The organism is Methylobacterium oryzae (assembly GCF_021398735.1).
Lineage (GTDB): Bacteria > Pseudomonadota > Alphaproteobacteria > Rhizobiales > Beijerinckiaceae > Methylobacterium.
This window is the reverse complement of record NZ_CP090349.1, coordinates 758,707-778,332: the sequence shown is the minus strand read 5'-3', so window position 1 is coordinate 778,332 and position 19,626 is coordinate 758,707. Positions and strand designations below refer to the sequence as shown.

Annotated in this window: 15 protein-coding genes; 9 read left to right on the top strand and 6 right to left on the bottom strand. The window is 73.5% G+C overall.

The features are described from left to right. Nucleotides 1-84: 84 nt before the first annotated feature. A complete protein-coding gene (locus LXM90_RS03660) occupies nucleotides 85-1,251 on the bottom strand; it encodes a type III PLP-dependent enzyme (RefSeq protein WP_020091146.1) in 1,167 nt (388 codons plus the stop codon). Nucleotides 1,252-2,009: 758 nt separating this feature from the next. Between LXM90_RS03660 and LXM90_RS03655 the strand changes: the two genes are divergently transcribed. From LXM90_RS03655 to LXM90_RS03625, 7 genes are all read left to right on the top strand, one after another. Continuing rightward, nucleotides 2,010-2,516 (top strand): GNAT family N-acetyltransferase, encoded by a 507-nt coding sequence (locus LXM90_RS03655; RefSeq protein ID WP_042672356.1) that lies wholly within the window; start codon nucleotides 2,010-2,012, stop codon nucleotides 2,514-2,516. 427 nt (nucleotides 2,517-2,943) lie between these two features. Then, nucleotides 2,944-5,043, top strand: a complete 2,100-nt coding sequence (locus LXM90_RS03650) for a methyl-accepting chemotaxis protein (protein ID WP_026604622.1) — start codon at nucleotides 2,944-2,946, stop codon at nucleotides 5,041-5,043. A 126-nt stretch (nucleotides 5,044-5,169) separates the two neighbouring features. Continuing rightward, entirely contained in the window at nucleotides 5,170-6,612 is a 1,443-nt protein-coding gene (locus LXM90_RS03645; protein WP_020091149.1) for a polysaccharide biosynthesis C-terminal domain-containing protein, read from the top strand. A 129-nt stretch (nucleotides 6,613-6,741) separates the two neighbouring features. Further along, nucleotides 6,742-7,929, top strand: coding sequence for an FAD-binding protein (locus LXM90_RS03640; protein WP_042672358.1), 1,188 nt, complete (start codon nucleotides 6,742-6,744; stop codon nucleotides 7,927-7,929). A 58-nt stretch (nucleotides 7,930-7,987) separates the two neighbouring features. Beyond that, the gene (gene glcF, locus LXM90_RS03635; protein WP_020091151.1) at nucleotides 7,988-9,328 is read left to right on the top strand and encodes a glycolate oxidase subunit GlcF; all 1,341 of its coding nucleotides are present in this window, start codon (nucleotides 7,988-7,990) and stop codon (nucleotides 9,326-9,328) included. A 590-nt stretch (nucleotides 9,329-9,918) separates the two neighbouring features. Beyond that, complete coding sequence (locus LXM90_RS03630; protein ID WP_234081782.1) at nucleotides 9,919-13,041, top strand: Rne/Rng family ribonuclease; 3,123 nt, start codon at nucleotides 9,919-9,921, stop codon at nucleotides 13,039-13,041. 257 nt (nucleotides 13,042-13,298) lie between these two features. Then, the gene (locus tag LXM90_RS03625; RefSeq protein WP_234081779.1) at nucleotides 13,299-14,456 is read left to right on the top strand and encodes a methyl-accepting chemotaxis protein; all 1,158 of its coding nucleotides are present in this window, start codon (nucleotides 13,299-13,301) and stop codon (nucleotides 14,454-14,456) included. Nucleotides 14,457-14,518: 62 nt separating this feature from the next. On the opposite strand, the gene LXM90_RS31985 is transcribed toward LXM90_RS03625, so the two are convergent. The 3 genes from LXM90_RS31985 to LXM90_RS03610 all read right to left on the bottom strand — a co-directional run bounded on the left by LXM90_RS31985 (nucleotide 14,519) and on the right by LXM90_RS03610 (nucleotide 16,168). Further along, nucleotides 14,519-14,818, bottom strand: coding sequence for a DUF2934 domain-containing protein (locus LXM90_RS31985; protein ID WP_326491895.1), 300 nt, complete (start codon nucleotides 14,816-14,818; stop codon nucleotides 14,519-14,521). Nucleotides 14,819-14,870: 52 nt separating this feature from the next. Next, the gene (locus tag LXM90_RS03615) at nucleotides 14,871-15,041 is read right to left on the bottom strand and encodes a DUF3606 domain-containing protein (RefSeq protein WP_234081777.1); all 171 of its coding nucleotides are present in this window, start codon (nucleotides 15,039-15,041) and stop codon (nucleotides 14,871-14,873) included. Between the two features lie 122 nt (nucleotides 15,042-15,163). Continuing rightward, nucleotides 15,164-16,168 carry a 2-keto-3-deoxygluconate permease gene (locus tag LXM90_RS03610; RefSeq protein WP_326491894.1) on the bottom strand — a complete coding sequence of 335 codons (1,005 nt, stop codon included), beginning with the start codon at nucleotides 16,166-16,168 and terminating at the stop codon, nucleotides 15,164-15,166. 382 nt (nucleotides 16,169-16,550) lie between these two features. Here LXM90_RS03610 and LXM90_RS03605 point away from each other — a divergent pair, with 382 nt between their 5' ends. Further along, nucleotides 16,551-17,654, top strand: a complete 1,104-nt coding sequence (locus LXM90_RS03605; protein WP_234081774.1) for a four-carbon acid sugar kinase family protein — start codon at nucleotides 16,551-16,553, stop codon at nucleotides 17,652-17,654. Then, nucleotides 17,651-18,679, top strand: a complete 1,029-nt coding sequence (pdxA, locus tag LXM90_RS03600) for a 4-hydroxythreonine-4-phosphate dehydrogenase PdxA (protein ID WP_234081773.1) — start codon at nucleotides 17,651-17,653, stop codon at nucleotides 18,677-18,679. Before LXM90_RS03605 ends, pdxA begins: the two co-directional genes overlap by 4 nt. A gap of 152 nt (nucleotides 18,680-18,831) precedes the next feature. On the opposite strand, the gene yidD is transcribed toward pdxA, so the two are convergent. Further along, nucleotides 18,832-19,164, bottom strand: coding sequence for a membrane protein insertion efficiency factor YidD (yidD, locus tag LXM90_RS03595; protein ID WP_234081771.1), 333 nt, complete (start codon nucleotides 19,162-19,164; stop codon nucleotides 18,832-18,834). A 4-nt stretch (nucleotides 19,165-19,168) separates the two neighbouring features. Continuing rightward, complete coding sequence (locus LXM90_RS03590) at nucleotides 19,169-19,612, bottom strand: iron-sulfur cluster assembly scaffold protein (protein WP_020091160.1); 444 nt, start codon at nucleotides 19,610-19,612, stop codon at nucleotides 19,169-19,171. Nucleotides 19,613-19,626: the final 14 nt, after the last annotated feature.

The following is a 19,626-nucleotide window of genomic DNA, read 5'->3' as shown; positions in this document are numbered from 1 at the left end:
GCGTCCCTGGATCGCTCCGCTCCGCTCGCGAGGACGGAGGAGCCTGCGTCCCTCAGCCGGAACCCGTCCTGATCCTAGGAAGGATCAGATGACGATCTGCTGAAGGGGCGGGAAGCCGTTGAAGGCCACCGCCGCGTAGGTCGTGGTGTAGGCGCCCGCCCCCTCGATCAGCACCTTGTCGCCGATCGAGAGCGAGACCGGCAGCGGGTAGAGCTGCCGCTCGTAGAGCACGTCCACCGAGTCGCAGGTCGGGCCGGCGATGACGCAGGGCTCGGTCGCCTCCCCGTCCCGCGCAGTGCGGATCGGGTAGCGGATCGCCTCGTCCATGGTCTCGGCGAGCCCCCCGAACTTGCCGATGTCGAGGTAGACCCATCGGACCTCGTCGGCCTCGGCGGACTTCTTCGACACGAGCACGACCTCGGCCTCGATCAGGCCGGCATTGCCGACCATGCCGCGGCCCGGCTCGATGATCGTCTCGGGGATCTGGTTGCCGAAATGCTTGGTCAGGCCCCGGAAGATCGCCTCGCCGTAGCTCTCCACGCCCGGCACCGCCTTGAGGTACTTGGTCGGGAAGCCGCCGCCGAGATTGACCATCGAGAGGCCGATGCCGCGCTCCGCGCACTCGCGGAAGATCGCCGCCGCGGAGCCGAGCGCCCCGTCCCAGGCCTCGGTGTTGCCCTGCTGAGAGCCGACGTGGAACGAGATGCCGTAGGCCTCGAGCCCCTGGCGGTGGGCGTGCTCCAGCACGTCCGCGGCCATCTCGGGCACGCAGCCGAACTTGCGGGAGAGCGGCCAGTCGGCGCCCGCGCCGTCGCACAGGATGCGGCAGAACACCCGCACCTCGCCCGCCGGCACGCCCAGCGCGTCGGTGGCCCGTGCGATCTTCTCGACCTCGGCCTGGCAATCGACCGCGAACAGGCGGATGCCGAGCTTCAGGGCGCGGCCGATGCAGCGCTCCTTCTTGATGGTGTTGCCGAAGGAGATCCGGTCGGCGGTGGCGCCGGCGGCCAGCACCATCTCCATCTCGGCCACCGAGGCGGTGTCGAAGCAGGAGCCCATCTCGGCGAGCAGGCGCAGCACCTCGGGGGCCGGGTTCGCCTTCACGGCGTAGAACACGCGGGTGTCCGGCAGGGAGCGCGCGAAGGCGGTGTAGTTGTCGCGCACGACGTCGAGGTCGAGGACCATCACGGGGCCCTCGTCCTGACCGAGGTCGCGGCGCACGCGCAGGAAGTCACGGATGCGGTCGGTCATGGTCGTCTCCCGGCACGGGTTCGCGAGCGCCCTACGCGGGGCGCGCTGTCGAAGATGACGGCCCGAACGGGCCGCCGGCGTCAGGGGGCGATGCGTCGCGCGGACCCACGCGCTTTGGAGACGCGTGCGTCGGAGCGGGCGCAGAGCACCCGGAAGCTGCCGTGGATTGGAAGGGAGGACCCCCACCGCACGCCGGGCAAAGAGAAACAAGCCTCTTCGGTGCCGGCCTGTGGAGGGCCGACGAGACCAAAAAAGCCCGTTCGTCGTTGCTTTAAGCTGCGTCCCCCGTGGAGAGCGGGGTTCGCCGGTTTCGCCTCCGGCTGCCGGTTGTTGTCGGGGTCCGGTGTTGCCACCTGGATGCCGGCCGTAGGGATCCACCCTTGCGACCATCGATCCTTTAAGACCCCTGGCGGCTGTCCGGCAGTTGACCGGATGCCCACCAACCGACACGCGGCCACAGGCACGTGCGAAATTGGGCACGGCGCATATACGGAGACGGGACCCGCGCGACAAGGGGAAACCGCCCCGGAACGCCCGCTTTTCCGCCCGCAATCCACACCCCGCGCGCTCCGTTGCAAAAACGACGCATCGACGACGCGCCCCGACCGCGTCGACGGGGCCGTGCGGGCTTCCCAAGCGGGGCGGAAGCGGGCATCTGACCGGACGGGGCAGAGTACTCAGGCGAGCGAGCGATGGCCGGGCCGACCAGATTCACCGCGACGGCGCGGGCGTGAGCGCCTCCCTGTGAGCGCCCGGTCATGAGCGCCCCCTTGCGCAGCCCGGTCGGCGACGGTCTCCCCGAGCCGACGATTCGCACCGCCACGCTCGCCGATCTCGACGCCCTCGTCGCCCTGGAGCACGCCGCCTTCGCCACCGACCGGGCCGAGCGCCGGGCGATCCGCCACGCGATCCGCTCGCTCTCCATGGACGTGCTGGCGGCCCTGATCGACCCGCCGGACCGGGATCCCGTTCCGGTGCTCGTCGGCGCCGCGGTGCTGGAGCGGCGGCGCGGCAGCCGGATCGCCCGGCTGGCCTCGATCGCGGTGGCGCCGAATCGCGGCGGCCTCGGCCTCGGCGGCCGTCTCCTCGACGCCGCGGAGGCCCGCGCCCGCGCCGAGGGCTGCGACCGGCTCCGGCTGGAGGTGCGCGCCGACAACGGCGCCGGCATCCGCCTCTACGAGCGCCGGGGTTACACCCGCTTCGCCGTGCGGCCGGACTATTACGAGGACGGGATGGAGGCGTGGCGCTACGAGCGCGCGCTGTAGTCGCCGCGCGGACTGCCGCGCGGACCGCCGCCCAGCCGCCGGCTGGCCCGCACACCGTCCCGGCGATAGCGAGATCCGGCCAGGCGCGTCCTCGCGCCACACTCCGTCATCGCGGGGGCACCGGCAGGCCGACAGCGCTGAACCTGCGGCTCTTCGGGAGTGCGCCCGCAGGATACCTGGTCCCTCGCGCCGCGCCACGGACCGGCACAAGCCCGCCGCGCGGCCGGCGACCGCGCCGATATCGTCACGCGAGAATGCGGCCCAATTCCCGACAATCCTCGCCAATTCCGGTATTTGTCTCATATTACTTCACAATTCGGTCCATCGTCGACTTATAAATCCGTATTTCTGTCGAAGAATTTCGGTCGATTGCCTGACAAAACCTTACGTTCTAAGACAGAGCATCGCGGGACATGAGATCTCACCGATGACTCGCTGGCTGGGACGCTTCTCGATCCGGACTTTGCTGTGCCTGGTGATCGTCATCATGGCCTGCATGGCGCTGGGCAACGCGGTGCGGACACTCGTCGACGCGCGGGCGCGGGCGGCGGGCGCCGCGAGAGCCCTGACCCTGACGCAGGCGAGCCAGGGCCTCCTCCGGACGATCCTGCCGCTGCGGCTCGAGCGCGGATCGACCCTCGCCCTCGGGGGTGAGGCGCCGGCGGACGCGAAGACCCTGTCGACCATCGCGGGGAGCCGGCAGGCGCTGACCGAGCATTACGGCCGGGCCCGGCGCAGCCTGGGCGATCTGGCAGAGCCGGCGGTCAGCGCGACGCTCGAGCGCCTGAGCACCGCGCAGGCGGCGATGGCGGACCTGCGTCCCCGCATCGACGCGGCCCTCGGGCTGCCGCTGGCCCGGCGTGACCCGGCGCTGCGGGACGCCGCGATGGCCGCCTTCCAGGACCTGCTCGAGGCGCTGACGGCCACGCTGAAGGCGGTCGACGCGGCCATTCCCCGGTCCGATCCGGTGCTGCAGCGCTATCTCGGCCTCAAGCAGGCGGCCTGGGAGACGCGCGTCGCCAGCGGCAACGTTGCGGTCCGGGTACAGGCCTCGCTGGTCGCCGGCACGGCGTGGTCCCTGCCCGAGACGGTCGCGGCGGCGGCGGAGCGGACCGAGCTTCTGTCCGCGTGGCGCCGCACCACCGAGGCAGCGGTCGACGTCTCGGAGACGGTGCGGGCCGCGTACGAGCGGGCGAAGGCCGCCAATTTCGAGGGCGACACCGAGGCCATCGCGCGGGCGGTCTTCGACGCGCTCAGCACGCACGCGCCCCCGCGCCACACCTTCGCGGAGCTGCGCGACCGCAACACGGTGAACCAGCGCTCCCTCGTGGCCCTCTGCGACGCGGCCCTCGACGCGATGGTGGCGCGCGCCGAGGCCCTCGCCGAGGACGCGCGGGGCGACGTCGCGCGCAGCGGGGCGGCGCTGCTGGCGGTGATCCTGCTGGTGGCCCTCGGCCTGTGGACCCTGTTCGGCGGCGTGCTGCGCCCGCTCCGGGTGCTGACCGCCACGATGGGGGCGCTGGCCGACGGGGACGCCTCCGTCACGGTCCCGGCGCGCACCTACCGCAACGAGATCGGCGCCATGGCGCGGGCCGTCCAGGTGTTCAAGGACAACCTCATCCGCGGCCGCCAGCTCGAATCCGAGGCCGCCGAGGCGCGTCAGGCGGCGGAGGCACGGCGCCGGTCCGACCTGCGGGCGATGGCCGAGCGCTTCGAGCGGACGGTCGGCGGCATCATCGCCCAGGTCTCGGACGCGGCCACCGCGCTGCAGGGCACGGCCCAGACCATGACGGCCACCGCGACCGAGACCGCCAGCCAGTCCAGCACCGTGGCGGCCGCCGCCGAGGAGGCCGCCACCAACGTCGGCACCGTGGCGGCTGCGGCCGAGGAGCTCGGCGCCTCCGTGGAGGAGATCGGCCGGCAGGTCGAGGGATCGACCCGGCTCGCCCAGGGGGCCGTCGCGGAAGCGGGGCAGACCGGCGCGATGGTCCGGGACCTGAGCGACGCGGTCGCGCGGATCGGCGACGTGATCGGGCTGATCGCGGCGATCGCCGGGCAGACCAACCTGCTGGCGCTGAACGCCACGATCGAGGCCGCCCGGGCCGGCGAGGCGGGTCATGGCTTCGCGGTCGTCGCCGGCGAGGTGAAGGCCCTGGCCGCGCAGACCGCCCGGGCGACCGAGGAGATCGCGGGCCAGATCGCCGGCATCCAGGGCGTGACCGGCGGGGCCGTCGCGGCGATCGGCGCGATCACGGGGCGGATCCAGGAGATCAGCGGCGTGGCGAGCGCGATCGCGGCGGCGGTGGAGGAGCAGGGATCGGCCACCCGGGAGATCGTCCGCAACATCGGGGAGGCGGCCGTCGGCACCGGCGCGGTGACCCGCACGATCCTCGGCGTCGCCGGGGCCGCCGAGGAGACCGGCCGGGCGGCCAACGCGGTGCTCGCGGCGGCGTCCGCGCTGTCGCGCCAGTCCGAGACGCTCGCGGCCGAGGTCGCGCGCTTCCTCGACACCGTCCGGGCCGCGTGACCGGACGGTGCCGGGAGCCGCGCGGGTCTCCGCCCCGATCTCGCCCGTTTAGGGGAGTCTTACGGCTCGCGCGCTACAGCGTACGCAACGGGCGGGGGCAATCCCGCCGCGCATGAGTCGCCGTCCATGGCCGTGATCGTCGCCTTCGTCATCAATGCGGGGCTCAACTTCGTCCTCGGCCTGCTGATCGCCAAGCTGCTGGGGCCGGCGGATTTCGGCCGGTTCGCCCTCGCGACCACCGGCGCCATCGTGCTGAACACGGTGCTGTTCGAGTGGCTGCGCCTGTCGGCGACGCGGTTCTACTCGGGGCGCGTGCGCGTCGACGAGCCGTGGATCCGCCACGGGCTCGACCGGGCCTACCTGCGCATCGGCGCGCTGCTCCTGGCCGCCGCGGCCCTGTGCGGGGCCTTCGGCTTCGCCGGCGGCGCCGACGGGCGCGAGGCGGTCCTGTGCGGCACCGGCCTCGCGGCCCTGGGCATCGGCGTGTTCGACTACCACGCGGCCCTCGCCCGGGCGCGGTTCGACGGCAAGCTCTATCTCGGCCTCGTGGCGGTGAAGAACGTCCTGTCCTTCGCCATGATGGCCGCGGCGGCGTGGTGGCTGCCCCAGCCGGCCTGGGTGCTGGCGGCGGCGGGGCTCAGCCAGCTCCTCGCGGTGGCGGTGCTGCGCCACCCCCTGCGCGACCCGCGCACGCCCCTCGAGCGGCCGCGCCTGTCGACGACCTGGCGGGTCTTCGCGCGCTACGGCCTGCCGCTGATCGCCGCCAACACCGCCTACCAGTGCCTCGCCTTCGTCAATCGCGGCGCCATCGCGGGCCATGCCGGCTTCGCCGAGGCCGGCTACTTCGCCCTGGCGGCCGACGTCACCTCGCGCTCGCTGATGACGCTGGGCACCGCCCTCGACCTGCTGCTGTTCCAGTTCGCCGTGCAGGCCGAGGAGCAGAGCGGCCGCGCCGCCGCAGAGGCGCAGGTCGCCGCCAATGCCGGCACCGTGTTCGCCCTGCTGGCACCCTGCGCGGTCGGCTTCTGGGCGGTGCTGCCGGCCCTCCAGGGCCTGGTGGTGCCGGACGCCTATCGCGGACCGTTCGAGACCTACAGCACCGTGCTGATGCCGGGCCTGTTCTGCCTCGCGATGATGTTCTACGCCCTCAACCCGGTCTTCCAGATCCGCCGCAAGACCCTGCCGGTGGTCGCCGCCGCCCTGGTCGGCCTCGCGGTGAACGGCGCCGGCCTGCTGGTCCTCCCGGACCGGATGGGCGGGCTCGGCGTCGCGGTGGCGCAGACCGCGGGCCTCGCCGCCGCCGGAACGTGGCTCGGCTGGCGCGCCCTCACCGGCCCGGGGCGCATCGCGCTGCCCTGGGGCGAGATCGGCGTCGCCGCGCTCGCCTGCGCGGCGATGGGGCTCGCCCTCGCCCCCTTCCGGCAGCTGCCGCCCGCCACCGCCCTGGCCGTGCTGGTCCCGTCCGGGATGGTTCTCTACGGCGCCCTGGTCTGGATCTTCGACATCGCCGGCCTGCGCCGTCAGGTCCTGGCGCGCCTGCGCCCGGCGCGGACCGTGCCGGCGGAGTAGACTCACGCGAAGGCGGCGCAGTGGAAATCCCGCCGCTGAAACCCCGCGACTCCGCCTGCGCTTGAATCCGCCGCCGGATCCGGCGACACCCGTCCTGGAATGGATACAAACAGGACCGGGACGGGAACGATGGGCGTCTACGAGCCCGGCACCGAGGCGGAGGCCGGGGAGATCGTGCGGGCCGCCGCCGGGCGCGGCGAGGGCCTGCGCCTCGCCGGCGGCGGCACCGCCGCGGGGCTCGGCCGGCCCGCGCAGGACAGCGCGACGCTCTCCGCGCAGGCGCTCACCGGCGTCACGCTCTACGAGCCCGCCGAGATGGTGGTGGCGGCCCGGGCCGGGACGCCGCTCGCCGAGGTCGAGGCGCTGCTCGCCTCCCGCGGCCAGATGCTGCCCTTCGAGCCGATGGACCTGCGCGGCCTGTACGGCACCGCCGGCGAGCCGACCCTCGGGGCCGTGGCGGCGATCAACAATGCCGGCCCCCGGCGGATCAATGCCGGCGCCGCCCGGGACAGCCTGATCGGCGTGCGCTTCGTCAACGGGCGCGGCGAGGCGATCAAGTCGGGCGGCCGGGTGATGAAGAACGTCACCGGCCTCGATCTCGTGAAGCTGATGGCCGGCGCCCACGGCACGCTGGGCCTCCTCACCGAGGTCACCTTCAAGGTGCTGCCCGCCTGCGAGCGGGTGGCGACCCTGGTCTTCTCCGGCCTGGACGACACGCGGGCGGTGACCGCCCTGTCGGAGGCGCTTGGCTCGCCCTTCGAGCTCACGGGCGCCGCGCACCTGCCGGCGGGGATCGGCGCCCCGGAGGCGCGGACCCTGATGCGCCTCGAGGGTTTCTCCGACTCCATCAACTACCGCACGGGCGAGCTGCGGCGCCTGCTGAAGCGCTACGGCCAGCCCGAGATCATCGACGGCGAGGCCGGCGCCGCCCTGTGGCGGACGGTGCGCGACGCGGCGCCGCTCGCCGAGCCGCGGGAGGCCGCCCTGTGGCGGATCTCCACCGCGCCGACCCGCGGGCCGGCCCTGGCGGCGGCGGTCGCGGCCGAGCGCGACGCGCGCTGGTTCTTCGACTGGGGCGGCGGCCTGATCTGGCTCGCCACCGGCGCGGCGGGCGATGCCGGCGCCGCGACGGTGCGCCGGGCGGTGCGGGCTCAGGGCGGCCACGCCACGCTGGTGCGGGCCCCCGACGCCGTGCGCGCCGCCGTGCCGGTGTTCGAGCCGCTGGCCGAGCCGCTGATGCGGCTCACCGCCGGCATCAAGGCGGCGCACGACCCCGCCGGGGTGCTCAACCCCGGCCGGATGTACGCCGGACTCTGAAGCTTCAGATCCCGCCCCTCCCCGAGCGTGGGGAGCCGTGGCGCCGAGGACGCGACCCGTGCAGACCAACTTCGCCCCCGCCCAGCTCGCCGATCCCGCCATGGCGGCGTCGGAGAAGATCCTGCGGACCTGCGTGCATTGCGGATTCTGCACGGCGACCTGCCCGACCTACCTGCTGCTCGGGGACGAGCTCGATTCCCCGCGCGGGCGGATCTACCTGATCAAGGACATGCTGGAGGGCGGCAAGCCGGCCTCGCAGGAGGTGGTCAAGCACGTCGACCGCTGCCTCTCGTGCCTGTCCTGCATGACCACCTGCCCGTCGGGGGTGCACTATATGCACCTCGTCGACCACGCCCGGGCCCATATCGAGGAGACCTACGCGCGCCCCGCCGGCGACCGGTTCCTGCGGGCGCTCCTCGCCCAGGTCCTGCCCTATCCGGGCCGCTTCCGCCTCGCGCTCACCGCCGCCAAGCTCGGCGCGCCGTTCCGGGGGCTGGTGGCCCGGCTGCCGCGGGTCGGCAACCGCCTCGCGGCCATGCTCGACCTCGCGCCGGCCGGGGCGCCGCCCCGCGAGCCGACGAACCGGCCCGGCCGGTTCCCGCCGGCGGGCGGTCAGGCGGCCGGGACGCCCGCCCGGCGCGTCGCCCTCCTCCGCGGCTGCGCCCAGAGCGTCCTGCGGCCGGACTTCAACGCCGCCGCGATCCGGCTGCTCAACCGGCACGGGATCGAGGTGGTGCACGCGAACGAGGGCTGCTGCGGGGCGCTGACCCACCACATGGGCAAGGAGGAATCGGCCCACGCCCATGCCAGGCAGGCGATCGACGCCTGGGACGCCGAGATCGCCCAGGGCCTCGACGCGATCCTGGTCACGGCCTCGGGCTGCGGCACGACCATCAAGGATTACGGCTTCATGTTCCGCGACGACCCGGCCTACGCCGAGAAGGCGCTGCGGGTCTCGAGCCTGGCCAAGGACGTGACCGAGTACCTCGCCCTGCTCGACCTGGCCCCCGTGGCCGAGACCGACCTCGTCGTGGCCTATCACTCGGCCTGCTCGATGCAGCACGGCCAGGGCATCCGCCTCGAGCCCAAGACGCTGCTGAAGCGCGCGGGCTTCACCGTGAAGGACGTGCCCGAGGGCCATATCTGCTGCGGCTCGGCGGGGACCTACAACATCCTGCAGCCGGAGCTCGCCGCGAAGCTGCGCGCCCGGAAGGTCGCCAACATCGAGCGCGTGCGCCCCGACGTGATCGCCACCGGCAACATCGGCTGCGCCACGCAGATCGGGAAGGGCACCGGCATCCCAATCGTCCACACGGTCGAGCTGCTCGACTGGGCGACCGGCGGCCCGAAGCCCGCGGCGCTCGCCGGGGTGACGCCGCGGCTCGAAGCGGCGGAGTAGACACACACCTGTCGCGTGGCGCCGCGCGCACCGTGACAGGCCCGTGACATCTATTCACGTTGACCCTTGCCAAATCCGCGCAGCGGTCTGTAATGATGTCGACCCCTCTCCGGTCCCGCCGGTCGCCGCAACGGCCCGCGGACGTGACCGAATTCCTCGCGAAAGCGGTCGCGGTGTCGCGGCGGGCCCTGTCGGTCCGCTTGGCGGCGGCATGTGCCGCCCGCGATCGGGCAGGTGTCGCACGACGCGGCGGAGATCCTCCGCCGCACCCAGGAATTCACGGCCGGTCCCCCGCCGGCCGAGATTGTTTCGCGAGGTCGGGACCACGATGGACGGACGCACGGCCCAGCATAAGGCTGCGCGTGCCCCGGAGGCGCAAACGGTGCGTCACGCCGGTCCGTCCGTCCGCCCGGCCTGTTTCAACCCCAGGCGCCCAGGGCGCCGAACGGCGGTTGACGGCAATTTCCCCTCGAACCCATCCGCCTCGGCGACGAGGCCGGCATCCCGCCCGACAGCATTGACGTCGGGCGAGGCGCCGCCGGGACCACGGGCACGGAGAACGACGTCGGCCGCCATGCCGAGAGTCCGACATGGCCAACAAAATGCTGATCGACGCGATGCACCCGGAGGAGACCCGGGTCGTCACGGTCCACGGGTCTAGGGTCGAGGAGTTCGACTTCGAAGCCGCCAACCGGCGCCAGCTGCGCGGCAACATCTACCTCGCCAAGGTCACCCGGGTGGAGCCGTCGCTCCAGGCGGCGTTCGTCGAGTACGGCGGCAACCGCCACGGCTTCCTGGCCTTCAACGAGATCCATCCCGACTACTACCAGATCCCGCTGGCCGACCGGCAGGCACTCCTCGAAGAGGAGGCCCGCGACGCCGAGGAGCACCGCGAGCGCGAGGAGCGGCGCCGCCGGTCGTCGTCGCGCCGGTCCCGCGGCCGCCGTGCCGAGGCCCGCGCCCGCGGCGCCGACGAGACCGTGAGCGCCGAGGACACGCACGCGGCGTCCGAGAGCGAGGATCAGGCCGAGATCCGGAACGAGTCGGGGATCGACCCGGCCGTCCAGCCCGACACGCTGTCCGAGAACCCCGAGGCCGTGCAGGAGGCCCTCGCCTCCGAGGCCGCCGCCGGCGACCTCCCGGAGGGTGAGCCGGCGCAGGCCGCCGAGCCCCAGACCGCGCCGGTCGAGGCGCAGGCGGCCCCCGCCGCGTCGGAGCCGGTCGCCGCCGCCTCCGCCCCGTCCGAGGACGCCCCCTCCGAGCCGGAGGCCCGCATCGCCGTGGCGGAGGCGCTGACCGTGTCCGACGCGCCGGACGAGACCGCCGCGCACGCGATCGTGACGGAGGAGAGCGAGGCTGGGGCGAGCGAGGCCGAGGAGACCGCGCCGACCGCCGCCGACCCGTCGGCCGAAGCGTTGGACGAGGCCTCCGAGGAGGACGACGAGGAATCCGACGACGACGAGGATGAGGACGAGTCGGAGGACGACGAGGACGAGTCCGACGAGGATGACGACTCGGACGAGGAGTCCGATGAGGAGTCCGACGATCCCGACGCCGAGCCCAAGATCGCCCAGGTCGGCGGCAACGGCGACGCGCTGGCCGAGATCCCCGAGCGTCCGCGCCACTACCGCCGCCAGTACAAGATCCAGGAGGTGATCAAGCGCCGCCAGATCATCCTGGTGCAGGTGGTCAAGGAGGAGCGCGGCACGAAGGGCGCGGCGCTCACGACCTATCTGTCGCTCGCCGGCCGCTACTCGGTGCTGATGCCCAACACCGGCCGGGGCGGCGGCATCTCCCGCAAGATCACCTCGGCGGCCGACCGCAAGCGCCTGAAGGAGGTCGTGCAGGACTTGGAGGTGCCCGAGGGGATGGGCGTCATCCTGCGCACCGCCGGCGCCTCGCGGTCCAAGCCCGAGATCGCCCGCGACTTCGAGTACCTGATGCGCCTGTGGGAGTCGGTCCGCGAGCTGACCCTGACGTCGATGGCGCCGGCCCTCGTCTACGAGGAGGGCTCGCTGATCAAGCGCGCCATCCGCGACCTCTACAACAAGGATCTGGACGAGGTTCTGGTCGCCGGCGAGGACGCCTACCGCGAGGCCAAGGACTTCATGCGGATGCTGATGCCCGGCCAGTCCAAGGTCGTGAAGCCCTACCGCGACTCGACGCCGATCTTCGCCCGCTTCGGCGTCGAGCAGCAGCTCGACGCGATGTTCTCGACGCACGTCTCGCTGAAGTCCGGCGGCTACCTCGTGATCAACCCGACCGAGGCCCTGGTCTCGATCGACGTGAACTCCGGCCGCGCCACCCGCGAGCACGACATCGAGGACACCGCCCTCAAGACGAACCTGGAGGCGGCCGAGGAGGTCGCCCGCCAGCTCCGGCTGCGCGACCTCGCGGGCCTGATCGTCATCGACTTCATCGACATGGAGGAGAAGCGGAACAACCGCGCCGTCGAGAAAAAGCTCAACGAGTGCCTGAAGAACGACCGCGCCCGCATCCAGGTCGGCCGGATCTCGCCCTTCGGCCTCCTGGAGATGAGCCGCCAGCGGATCCGCACCGGCGTGCTCGAATCCTCCTCGATCCCCTGCGCCCATTGCGGCGGCTCGGGCTTCGTGCGCGCCACCGCGTCGGTGGCGCTGCACATCCTGCGCTCGATCGAGGAGGTGCTGCTCAAGTCGGCCTCCCACAACCTCGTCCTGCGCACCCGCACCGAGATCGCGCTCTACATCCTCAACCAGAAGCGCGGGCACCTGCGCGAGCTCGAGGTGCGCTTCGGCGTGACGATCACGATCGCGGCCGACGAGCGGCTGGCGGCGACCACCCCGTTCCAGCTCGACCGCGGTGAGCCGGCCCAGCGGGCGGAGGGCCCGGTCACGGGCGTGCGCGCCCAGGCGATCTCGCCCGCGATGGAGTTCGACGACGAGGACGAGGAGGCCGACGAGGCCGAGACCGAGACCGACGCCGAGGGCGAGGCCGACGAGGGCCGCACCGAGGCCCGCGAGGACGGGTCGCGCGAGGAGGGCGAGGGCCGGCGCCGCCGCCGTCGCCGCCGCCGGCGCGGCGGTCGTCAGGAGGGCCGCGGCGAGGACGGGCGCGCCGAGGACGATCGCGGCGAGGACGATCAGGACGACCAGCAGGACGACCAGCAGGACGGCGGCCGCTCGGACGAGGGGAGCAGCGACGGGGACTGGGACGGCGCGCAGCCGGCCGGGACCGAGGCTCCCGCCGTGGCCGTCGCCGCGGAGGCCGGCGAGGCCGACGAGGCCGTGGCGGGTTCGGACGAGGCGGCGCGGTCCGAGGACGAGGGCGGCCGTCGCCGTCGCCGCGGGCGCCGGGGTGGCCGCGGACGCAGCGAGGGCCGCGCCCGCGAGGCGTCCGAGACGGACGACGCGCCGGAAGCCGCGGGCGATGTCGTCGCCCTGTCGGCGGAGGAGCCGGTGAGCGCCCAGGCTGTGGCCGAGGCGATCGAGGCGGCGCCGGCCGCGGCCGCCGAGACCCGGACGGAGACCGCGGTGGACCTGCCGGTGGACCCGGTCGAGTCCGCCGAGCGGGCGACCGTCGGCGCGCAGGCCGAGGCCGCCTCGCCCGAGGCCGCTCCCGCCGAGCCGGCGCCCGAGCCCGTGGCGATCGTGCTGACGCCGCCGTCCGATCCGGACCGGCCGAAGCGCGCCGGCTGGTGGTCGCGCACCAAGGCGGCCCTGACCGGCGAATGAAGCATTGCGCCCCCTGATAGAGCGCTATCAGGGGGCGCAACTTCTCGAAGTAGACGTGTTGCGCTGCACCGATGCCCCGCAACGCTTGTCGAGAGACTTGTCTATCCTTCACCATTGGTTGAAGGTTCCGTGTGACCATGCGCTCCGATTAGAGTGTCGGAGAGGCCCGCATGTTCAGTTTGCGCCGGCAGCGTCAGATCCCTGACGCGCTAGCAACCCCGGTGACGGCGACCGCCCCAGTCGAAACGGCGGCGGTCTTGCCGGTCGAGACGGCCCCGAACCCCGTCGCGGAACTGGCCGTCGATCGGGAGTGGCTGACCCTCCTGGCGCGCCTGTCCGCCTCCGCGTCCGACGCCGGCACCTCGATCGGCTGGATGACCCACGACGCTTCCGGCACCGCCGAGCAGGCCCGTCTGATCGCGGCCGCCAGCGAGGAACTCGCCGCGACCACGGGTGAGATCGCCGCCCGCTCCTCGTCGGCGGCCGAGATGGCCGAGACGGCCCGGGCCGGCATCGCCACCTGCGTGGGCGACCTGCACCGGGCCACCGACGGCATGCGCGGGATCGAGGAGGGCACCGAGGAGATCGGCAGCCGGCTCGACAGCTTCTCGACCGCGGCGCTGCGGATCGAGGAGATGGCCGGCACCATCGCGGCGATCTCGGCCCAGACCAACCTGCTGGCGCTCAACGCCACGATCGAGGCGGCGCGGGCCGGCGAGGCCGGGCGCGGCTTCGCGGTGGTGGCCGCCGAAGTGAAGACGCTGTCGGCGCAGACCGCGAAGGCGACGGACGAGATCCGGGCGCGGGTCAGCGGCCTGCGCGAGGAGATGGCAGCGATGCAGGCCGCCGTCTCGCGCAGCCGCAACGCCGTCGAGGCCGGCGCGGCCGCGATGGTGCGGGCCAATGCCCGCGTCGAGGCGGAGAGCGGCGCCGTCGCGAACGTCGCGGCGCAGATGCGCGAGGCCTCGGAGATCCTTGGCCAGCAGATGCAGGCCACCGGCGACATCGCCCAGAACGTCGGCCGCATCGCGGAAGGGACCGACAAGGCCCGCCGCGAGATCGGCGACGCCCTCGCGCAGCTCGGACGGATCGAGGATCTCGGCCGCACCCTGCTCGACCGGCAGACCGGCACCGCCGCGGATCAGCGGGTGATCCGCCTGTCGGCGGACTGCGCCGCGTGGCGGCGCGCCATCGCGGCGACCCTGGTCGGCATGCGCTCGACCGACACGCCGCCGGAGGGGATCCCCGCCGACGCGACGCGGCCGGCCGCCATCGAGAAGCCCCTGGCGCAGGCCCGCGAGCAGGCGGCCGCCCTGGTCCGCCACGTGCGCAGCCAGACCTGGGACTCGGCGACCACGGCGTTCGTCGCCTTCGAGGCGGCGGTGAAGGAAGCCCGGGCGGCGATCGAGGCCTGAAGTTGAGTCCGGCCCCGGGTCCGCCGTGACCCGGGGCCGTCTCGGATCAAGGTCGGAGACCGTCAGGCCGGCGGCGGATCGGACCGCGGCGCGGCCGGCGCCGCGTTGGCCTTCCGGCGATCGCGCTCCTTGCGCAATTCCCGCTCGGCCAGCAGCCAGAACTCGATCTCGAAGCCCTCGGGCCTGTGATTGCGCTCCCAGAGCTCGTAGGCCCGCTCGCGGATCTGCTCGAACGTGATCGCGTCGGAGGACCGCGCCGAAGGCTGCGGTGCCGCCTCGTCGGTCCCGGACGCGTGTCCCGGCGCGGAGCCGGACTCGGACCCAGACCCGGACGCGGATCCGTGCGCCTGTGTCCCCGCCATCGGATGATCCGGAGGCGGGCGGAAATCGGGGGGCACTTCCATGACGCCGGTCTCAGGCGGCCGGCTTGTCGAGATAGGCGGCAATGCTGGTGATCCGGCTGCCGACCATGGTCACCGCCTTGCGCAGCCTCTCCTCGCTGACGCCGAAACGCTGCGCCCACTCCTCGCGGGTGGCGCGGTCGTAGATGTCGATATGCGTCTTGCCTCTCGATTCGGTCGACATGCGGTGCCCGCTCCGGTTCGCCGTGAGACGCGGCCGTGCCGCGCTTCCTGGAAGGACAACCGGACTCGGAGACTTCGGTTGCCGCCGGTCGCGCGGGACGCGCGGCCGGCCCGCGCGAGACGTCAGGGTGCGGTCGGCGCGGGGCTGGGAACCGGTGCCGGATCCTCCTCGGCCGCGTCCGGACGGACCCGCCCCGCCACGAAGGCGGTCAGCAGCGGCACGAGCAGCGCCGTGACCACCACGCTCGCCGCCACCAGTACGGTGGCGGGACCGGCGGCCTCCTTGTAGGCCGGGTTGGCGGCGGCGATGATCGCCGGCACGGCGGCGGCGTTGCCGGCCGTCGAGGCGGCGGCGACGCCGGCCACGCCGTTGCCCCCGGTGAGCCGGTCGGCGACGAACAGGGCGGCCCCGGTGATCGCCACCACCGCCACGCCGAGGCCGATGCCGAGGAGGCCCGCCTGCCAGATCTTGGCGAGGTCGAGCCCGAAGCCGAGGGCGAAGGCGAAGAACGGGATCATCACCGGTGCCGCTCCCGACAGGAAGGCGCGCATGTCGCGGTCGAGGTTGCCGAGGATCATCCCGATCAGCAGCGGCAGGATGCTGCCCACCAGGGTCGGCCACGGGAAGGCCGACAGGCCCGCCAGCCCGAGCGTCACCATGGTGAGGAACGGCCCGGATTCGAGGCTCATGATCGCGTAGGCGCCCGCATCCTTCGGGCGGCCGAACTGGCCCATCAGGGCGAGGTAGAGCCCGCCGTTGGTGTCGTTCATGGCGGCGACGATCGCCAGCGTCGACAGCCCCGCGAAGGCGCCCCCGACCACCGGCGCCTCGCCGAGGATCTGCCCGAACACCACGCCCATGATCGCCGCGACGCCGACCTTGGCGGCCAGCAGGACGCCGCCCTTGCGGGCGATCGCCGGGGCGGCGCGGAAGTCGATGCCCGCGCCCATGCAGACGAAGAAGACCGCCAGGATCGGCAGGGCGCCGTTGAACAGCGCGCCGGTGAACGAGCCGAAGAAGGTCGCGGTGTCCGGGAAGAGCGTGTGGAGGATCGCGCCGAGGAACAGCGGCACCACCATCAGGCCGCCGGGCACGCGCTCCAGGGAGCGCTTGATGGGAATCTGCATGGGTTGCCCTTCCGGTGCCGCCCCGTCCCGAGCCCCGGCACCCACTTGCCCCCCGGGCGGGCTGCTACAACCTTTCGACGAGTCCGCGCAACGCGCGGCCGGACCGGTGCACGTGTTGGCCACGGGGCAGGCCCATCCCTGACTGGGCGGGGCCCGGCACGATCCGCGGCGGCGTCCCGGATGTCGTCAGCGACGTCCCCGTCCCTCTCCGGCTCCCCAGACCCGGCGGCCTCGCCGGGCGGCGGTCGATCCGCGGCGCGGGGCCGCCCGCTTGCCGCCGCGCCGGCCGGTCGGTATGCCGCGCGACAACCTGACAACGAGAACGCGAGCCGCGCTCGGCCGGGGGCGCGGCCGGCGCGGCTCCCGCCATGATCCGCCCGACATGACCCGCCTGCGCCTCATCGCCGACGATCTCACCGGCACCCTCGACACGGCCGCGGGCTTCACCGGCCTGTGCGGGTCGATCCCGGTGGCGTGGCCGGAGATCCTGGCGGGGGACGGATTCGGCTGCCTGGCGATCGATTCCGGCACCCGGGAAGGCTCGGCCGCGGAGGCCGACCGGATCGTCGGCGCCCTCGCGTCCCGGCTGGACGGGGCCGACATCGCCTTCAAGAAGGTCGACAGCCTGCTGCGCGGCCCCTGGGCGGCCGAACTCGCGGCCGTGCTGCGCGCCGGGGCCTGGAAGCGCTGCGTGGTGGCGCCGGCCTTCCCGTATCAGGGACGCCGCACGGAGGGCGGGCGGCAGCTCGCCCGGCGCGGCGCGGGCTTCGAGCCGGTCTCCGGCGACATCGCCGAGGCCCTGCGGGCGGTCGGGCTGCCGGCGCGCCGGGCCGACGTCTCCGACGGCCCCGTGGCGGGCGTCGCCGTCTACGACGCGGCGAGCGACGCCGACCTCGCCCGGGTCGCGGATCTCGGCGGCGACGGACCGGTGCTCTGGTGCGGCAGCGGCGGCCTCGCGGCGGCCCTGGCGCGCGGCGTGGCGGCGCCGGGCGACGACCGGCTCGCCGGCCCGGTCCTCGGGCTGTTCGGCTCGGACCGGCCCGAGACCGCGGCGCAGCTCGCGGCCTGCGGCCCCCACCACCTCGTCCTGTCGGCGCGCCATCCGGACCATGCCGGCGCGGTGGCCGCGCGCCTCGACCGGGACGGCGTCGTCCTGGCGAGCCTCGCGCTGCCCGAGGGCACCGCCCGGGAGGAGGCCGCGGCGCGGATCGCCGGGACCTTCGCGGGGGTGATCGACCGCGTCCCGCGGCCCGGCACGCTGCTGGTGGCCGGCGGCGAGACCCTGAAGGCGCTGTGCCTCGCGCTCTCCGTCGCGCGCCTCGACGTCACCGGGCAGATCACCCCGGGCCTGCCCCGCTCGACCCTGCGGGGCGGACGCTGGGACGGGCTCGCGGTCGTGTCCAAATCCGGCGCCTTCGGAACTGAGGGCGTCTGGCGCGATCTACTTCACGGCAACGGCTTTCCGCGCAGCAGGAGCGACGCGTGACCTCACATCTCGCCATCACCATGGGCGATCCGGCCGGCATCGGCCCGGAGATCATCGTCAAGGCCGCCGCCCGGCTGAAGGACCGGATCGACGCGGGCGACCTCAAGCTCGTCGTCATCGGCAGCGCCCCGTCCCTGCGCCGCGCGGAGCGGGCGCTCGGCCTCCTGCCCGATCCCGTTCCCGAGGTCACCGAGGACGGCGACTGGCCGGCGCTGTGCTGCCTCCAGGCCGACGCGGAAGGCGCTCCGATCGAGCCCGGCCGGCTCTCGGCCGACGGCGGCCGCTTCGCCTACAAGGCGATCGAGGCCGGCGTTCGCCTCGCCCTGGCCGGCAGGATCGGCGGCATCGTCACCGCGCCGCTCAACAAGGAGGCGCTCAACAGGGCCGGCTACCACTATGCCGGCCACACCGAGATGCTGGCGGAGCTGACCGGCGTGCGCGGCTCGGTGATGATGCTGGCCCACGGCAACATGCGGGTCTCCCACGTCACGACCCACGTCGCCCTGGAGGACGTGCCCAAGCGCCTGACCCCGGAGCGCCTGCGCCTCGTCATCGACCTCACCGACCGGGCCCTGAAGGGGCTCGGCCTGGCCAGGCCGAAGATCGCGGTCGCCGCGCTCAACCCCCATGCCGGCGAGGGCGGCCTGTTCGGGCGCCAGGACATCGACGTCAGCGCGCCGGTGATCGAGAAGGCCAACGCCGACGGGCTCGACGTTTACGGCCCGGTGCCGGGCGACACGGTGTTCGTGAAGCTGCGGGCAGGCCAGTACGACGCGGTGGTGGCGATGTACCACGACCAGGGGCACATCCCGGTCAAGCTCCTGGGCTTCGAGATCGACCCGGCCACGGGCAAGTGGATGGACCTGTCGGGGGTGAACATCACCCTGGGGCTGCCGATCATCCGCACCTCGGTCGATCACGGCACCGCCTTCGACATCGCCGGCACCGGCGTCGCCAACGAGCGCAGCCTCATCGAGGCGATCGAGTTCGCCGAGAAGCTGGCGGCGAACCGTCAGGCCGGTTGAGCGCAGGGCGGGCGGTCCCCTCCCTCGCAGGCCTACGGGCTCCACAGGTTTGCGGCCCATAGCGGTGCGCGACCTGTTCCCTCTCCTGAACCGGAGGGGACACCCGCGCTCGTCAAGGCTGTGTTTCACGTGAAACAAAGCAGGAACGAAATCTACCGCGCGTCGGCCTCCTGCCCCACGGCCTCGCAGGCGAACGGAGACGGCGGCGCCTCGACGCCGCGCCAGCGGCCGTAGGCCCAGGGGCGGTACCACGCCGCCCCCGCGGGCACCCGCTCCGGGACGAGGTCGATGCCGTGGGTGCCGAACGGCCCGCAGCGGCAGATCCGGGCGAAGCCCATCCAGCCGCCGGGCCAGAGCCCGTGCCGGGCGATGGCCGTGTCGGTGTACTCGGAACAGCTCGGCCAGTGGCGGCACTGGCGCCCGATCAGGCCCGACAGCGTCAGCTGGTAGCCGCGGATCGCCCAGTGGGCGGCGCGCCGGACCATCCCGTCAGGCGGCCTGCCGCTTGGCGGCGATCTGGTCGAGGGCGTCCACCACCGCGTCGAAGGTCAGGAGCGTCGAGGCGTGGCGCGCCTTGAAGTCCCGCACCGGCTCGAGCACCGCGAGGTCCGACCACGCGCCGCCGGGCGCCGGGCCGTTCTCCTTGAGCATCGACCGCATGGCCGCGCGGACGCCGCGCAGCTCGTCCGCGCTGGCGCCGACCACGTGCCGGCCCATCAGCGACGAGGAGGCCTGTCCCAGGGCGCAGGCCCGAACCTCCTGGGCGAAATCCGCGACCCGGCCGTCCTCGCCCAGGACGAGGTCGACCGTCACGGTCGAGCCGCACAGGCGCGAATGGGCCGTGGCACTCGCGTCCGGGTTCTCGAGCCGGCCGAGCCGGGGGATGTCGGCGGCGAGTTCCAGGATACGGCGGTTGTAGATGTCGTCGAGCATCGGGTCCTCGGCCG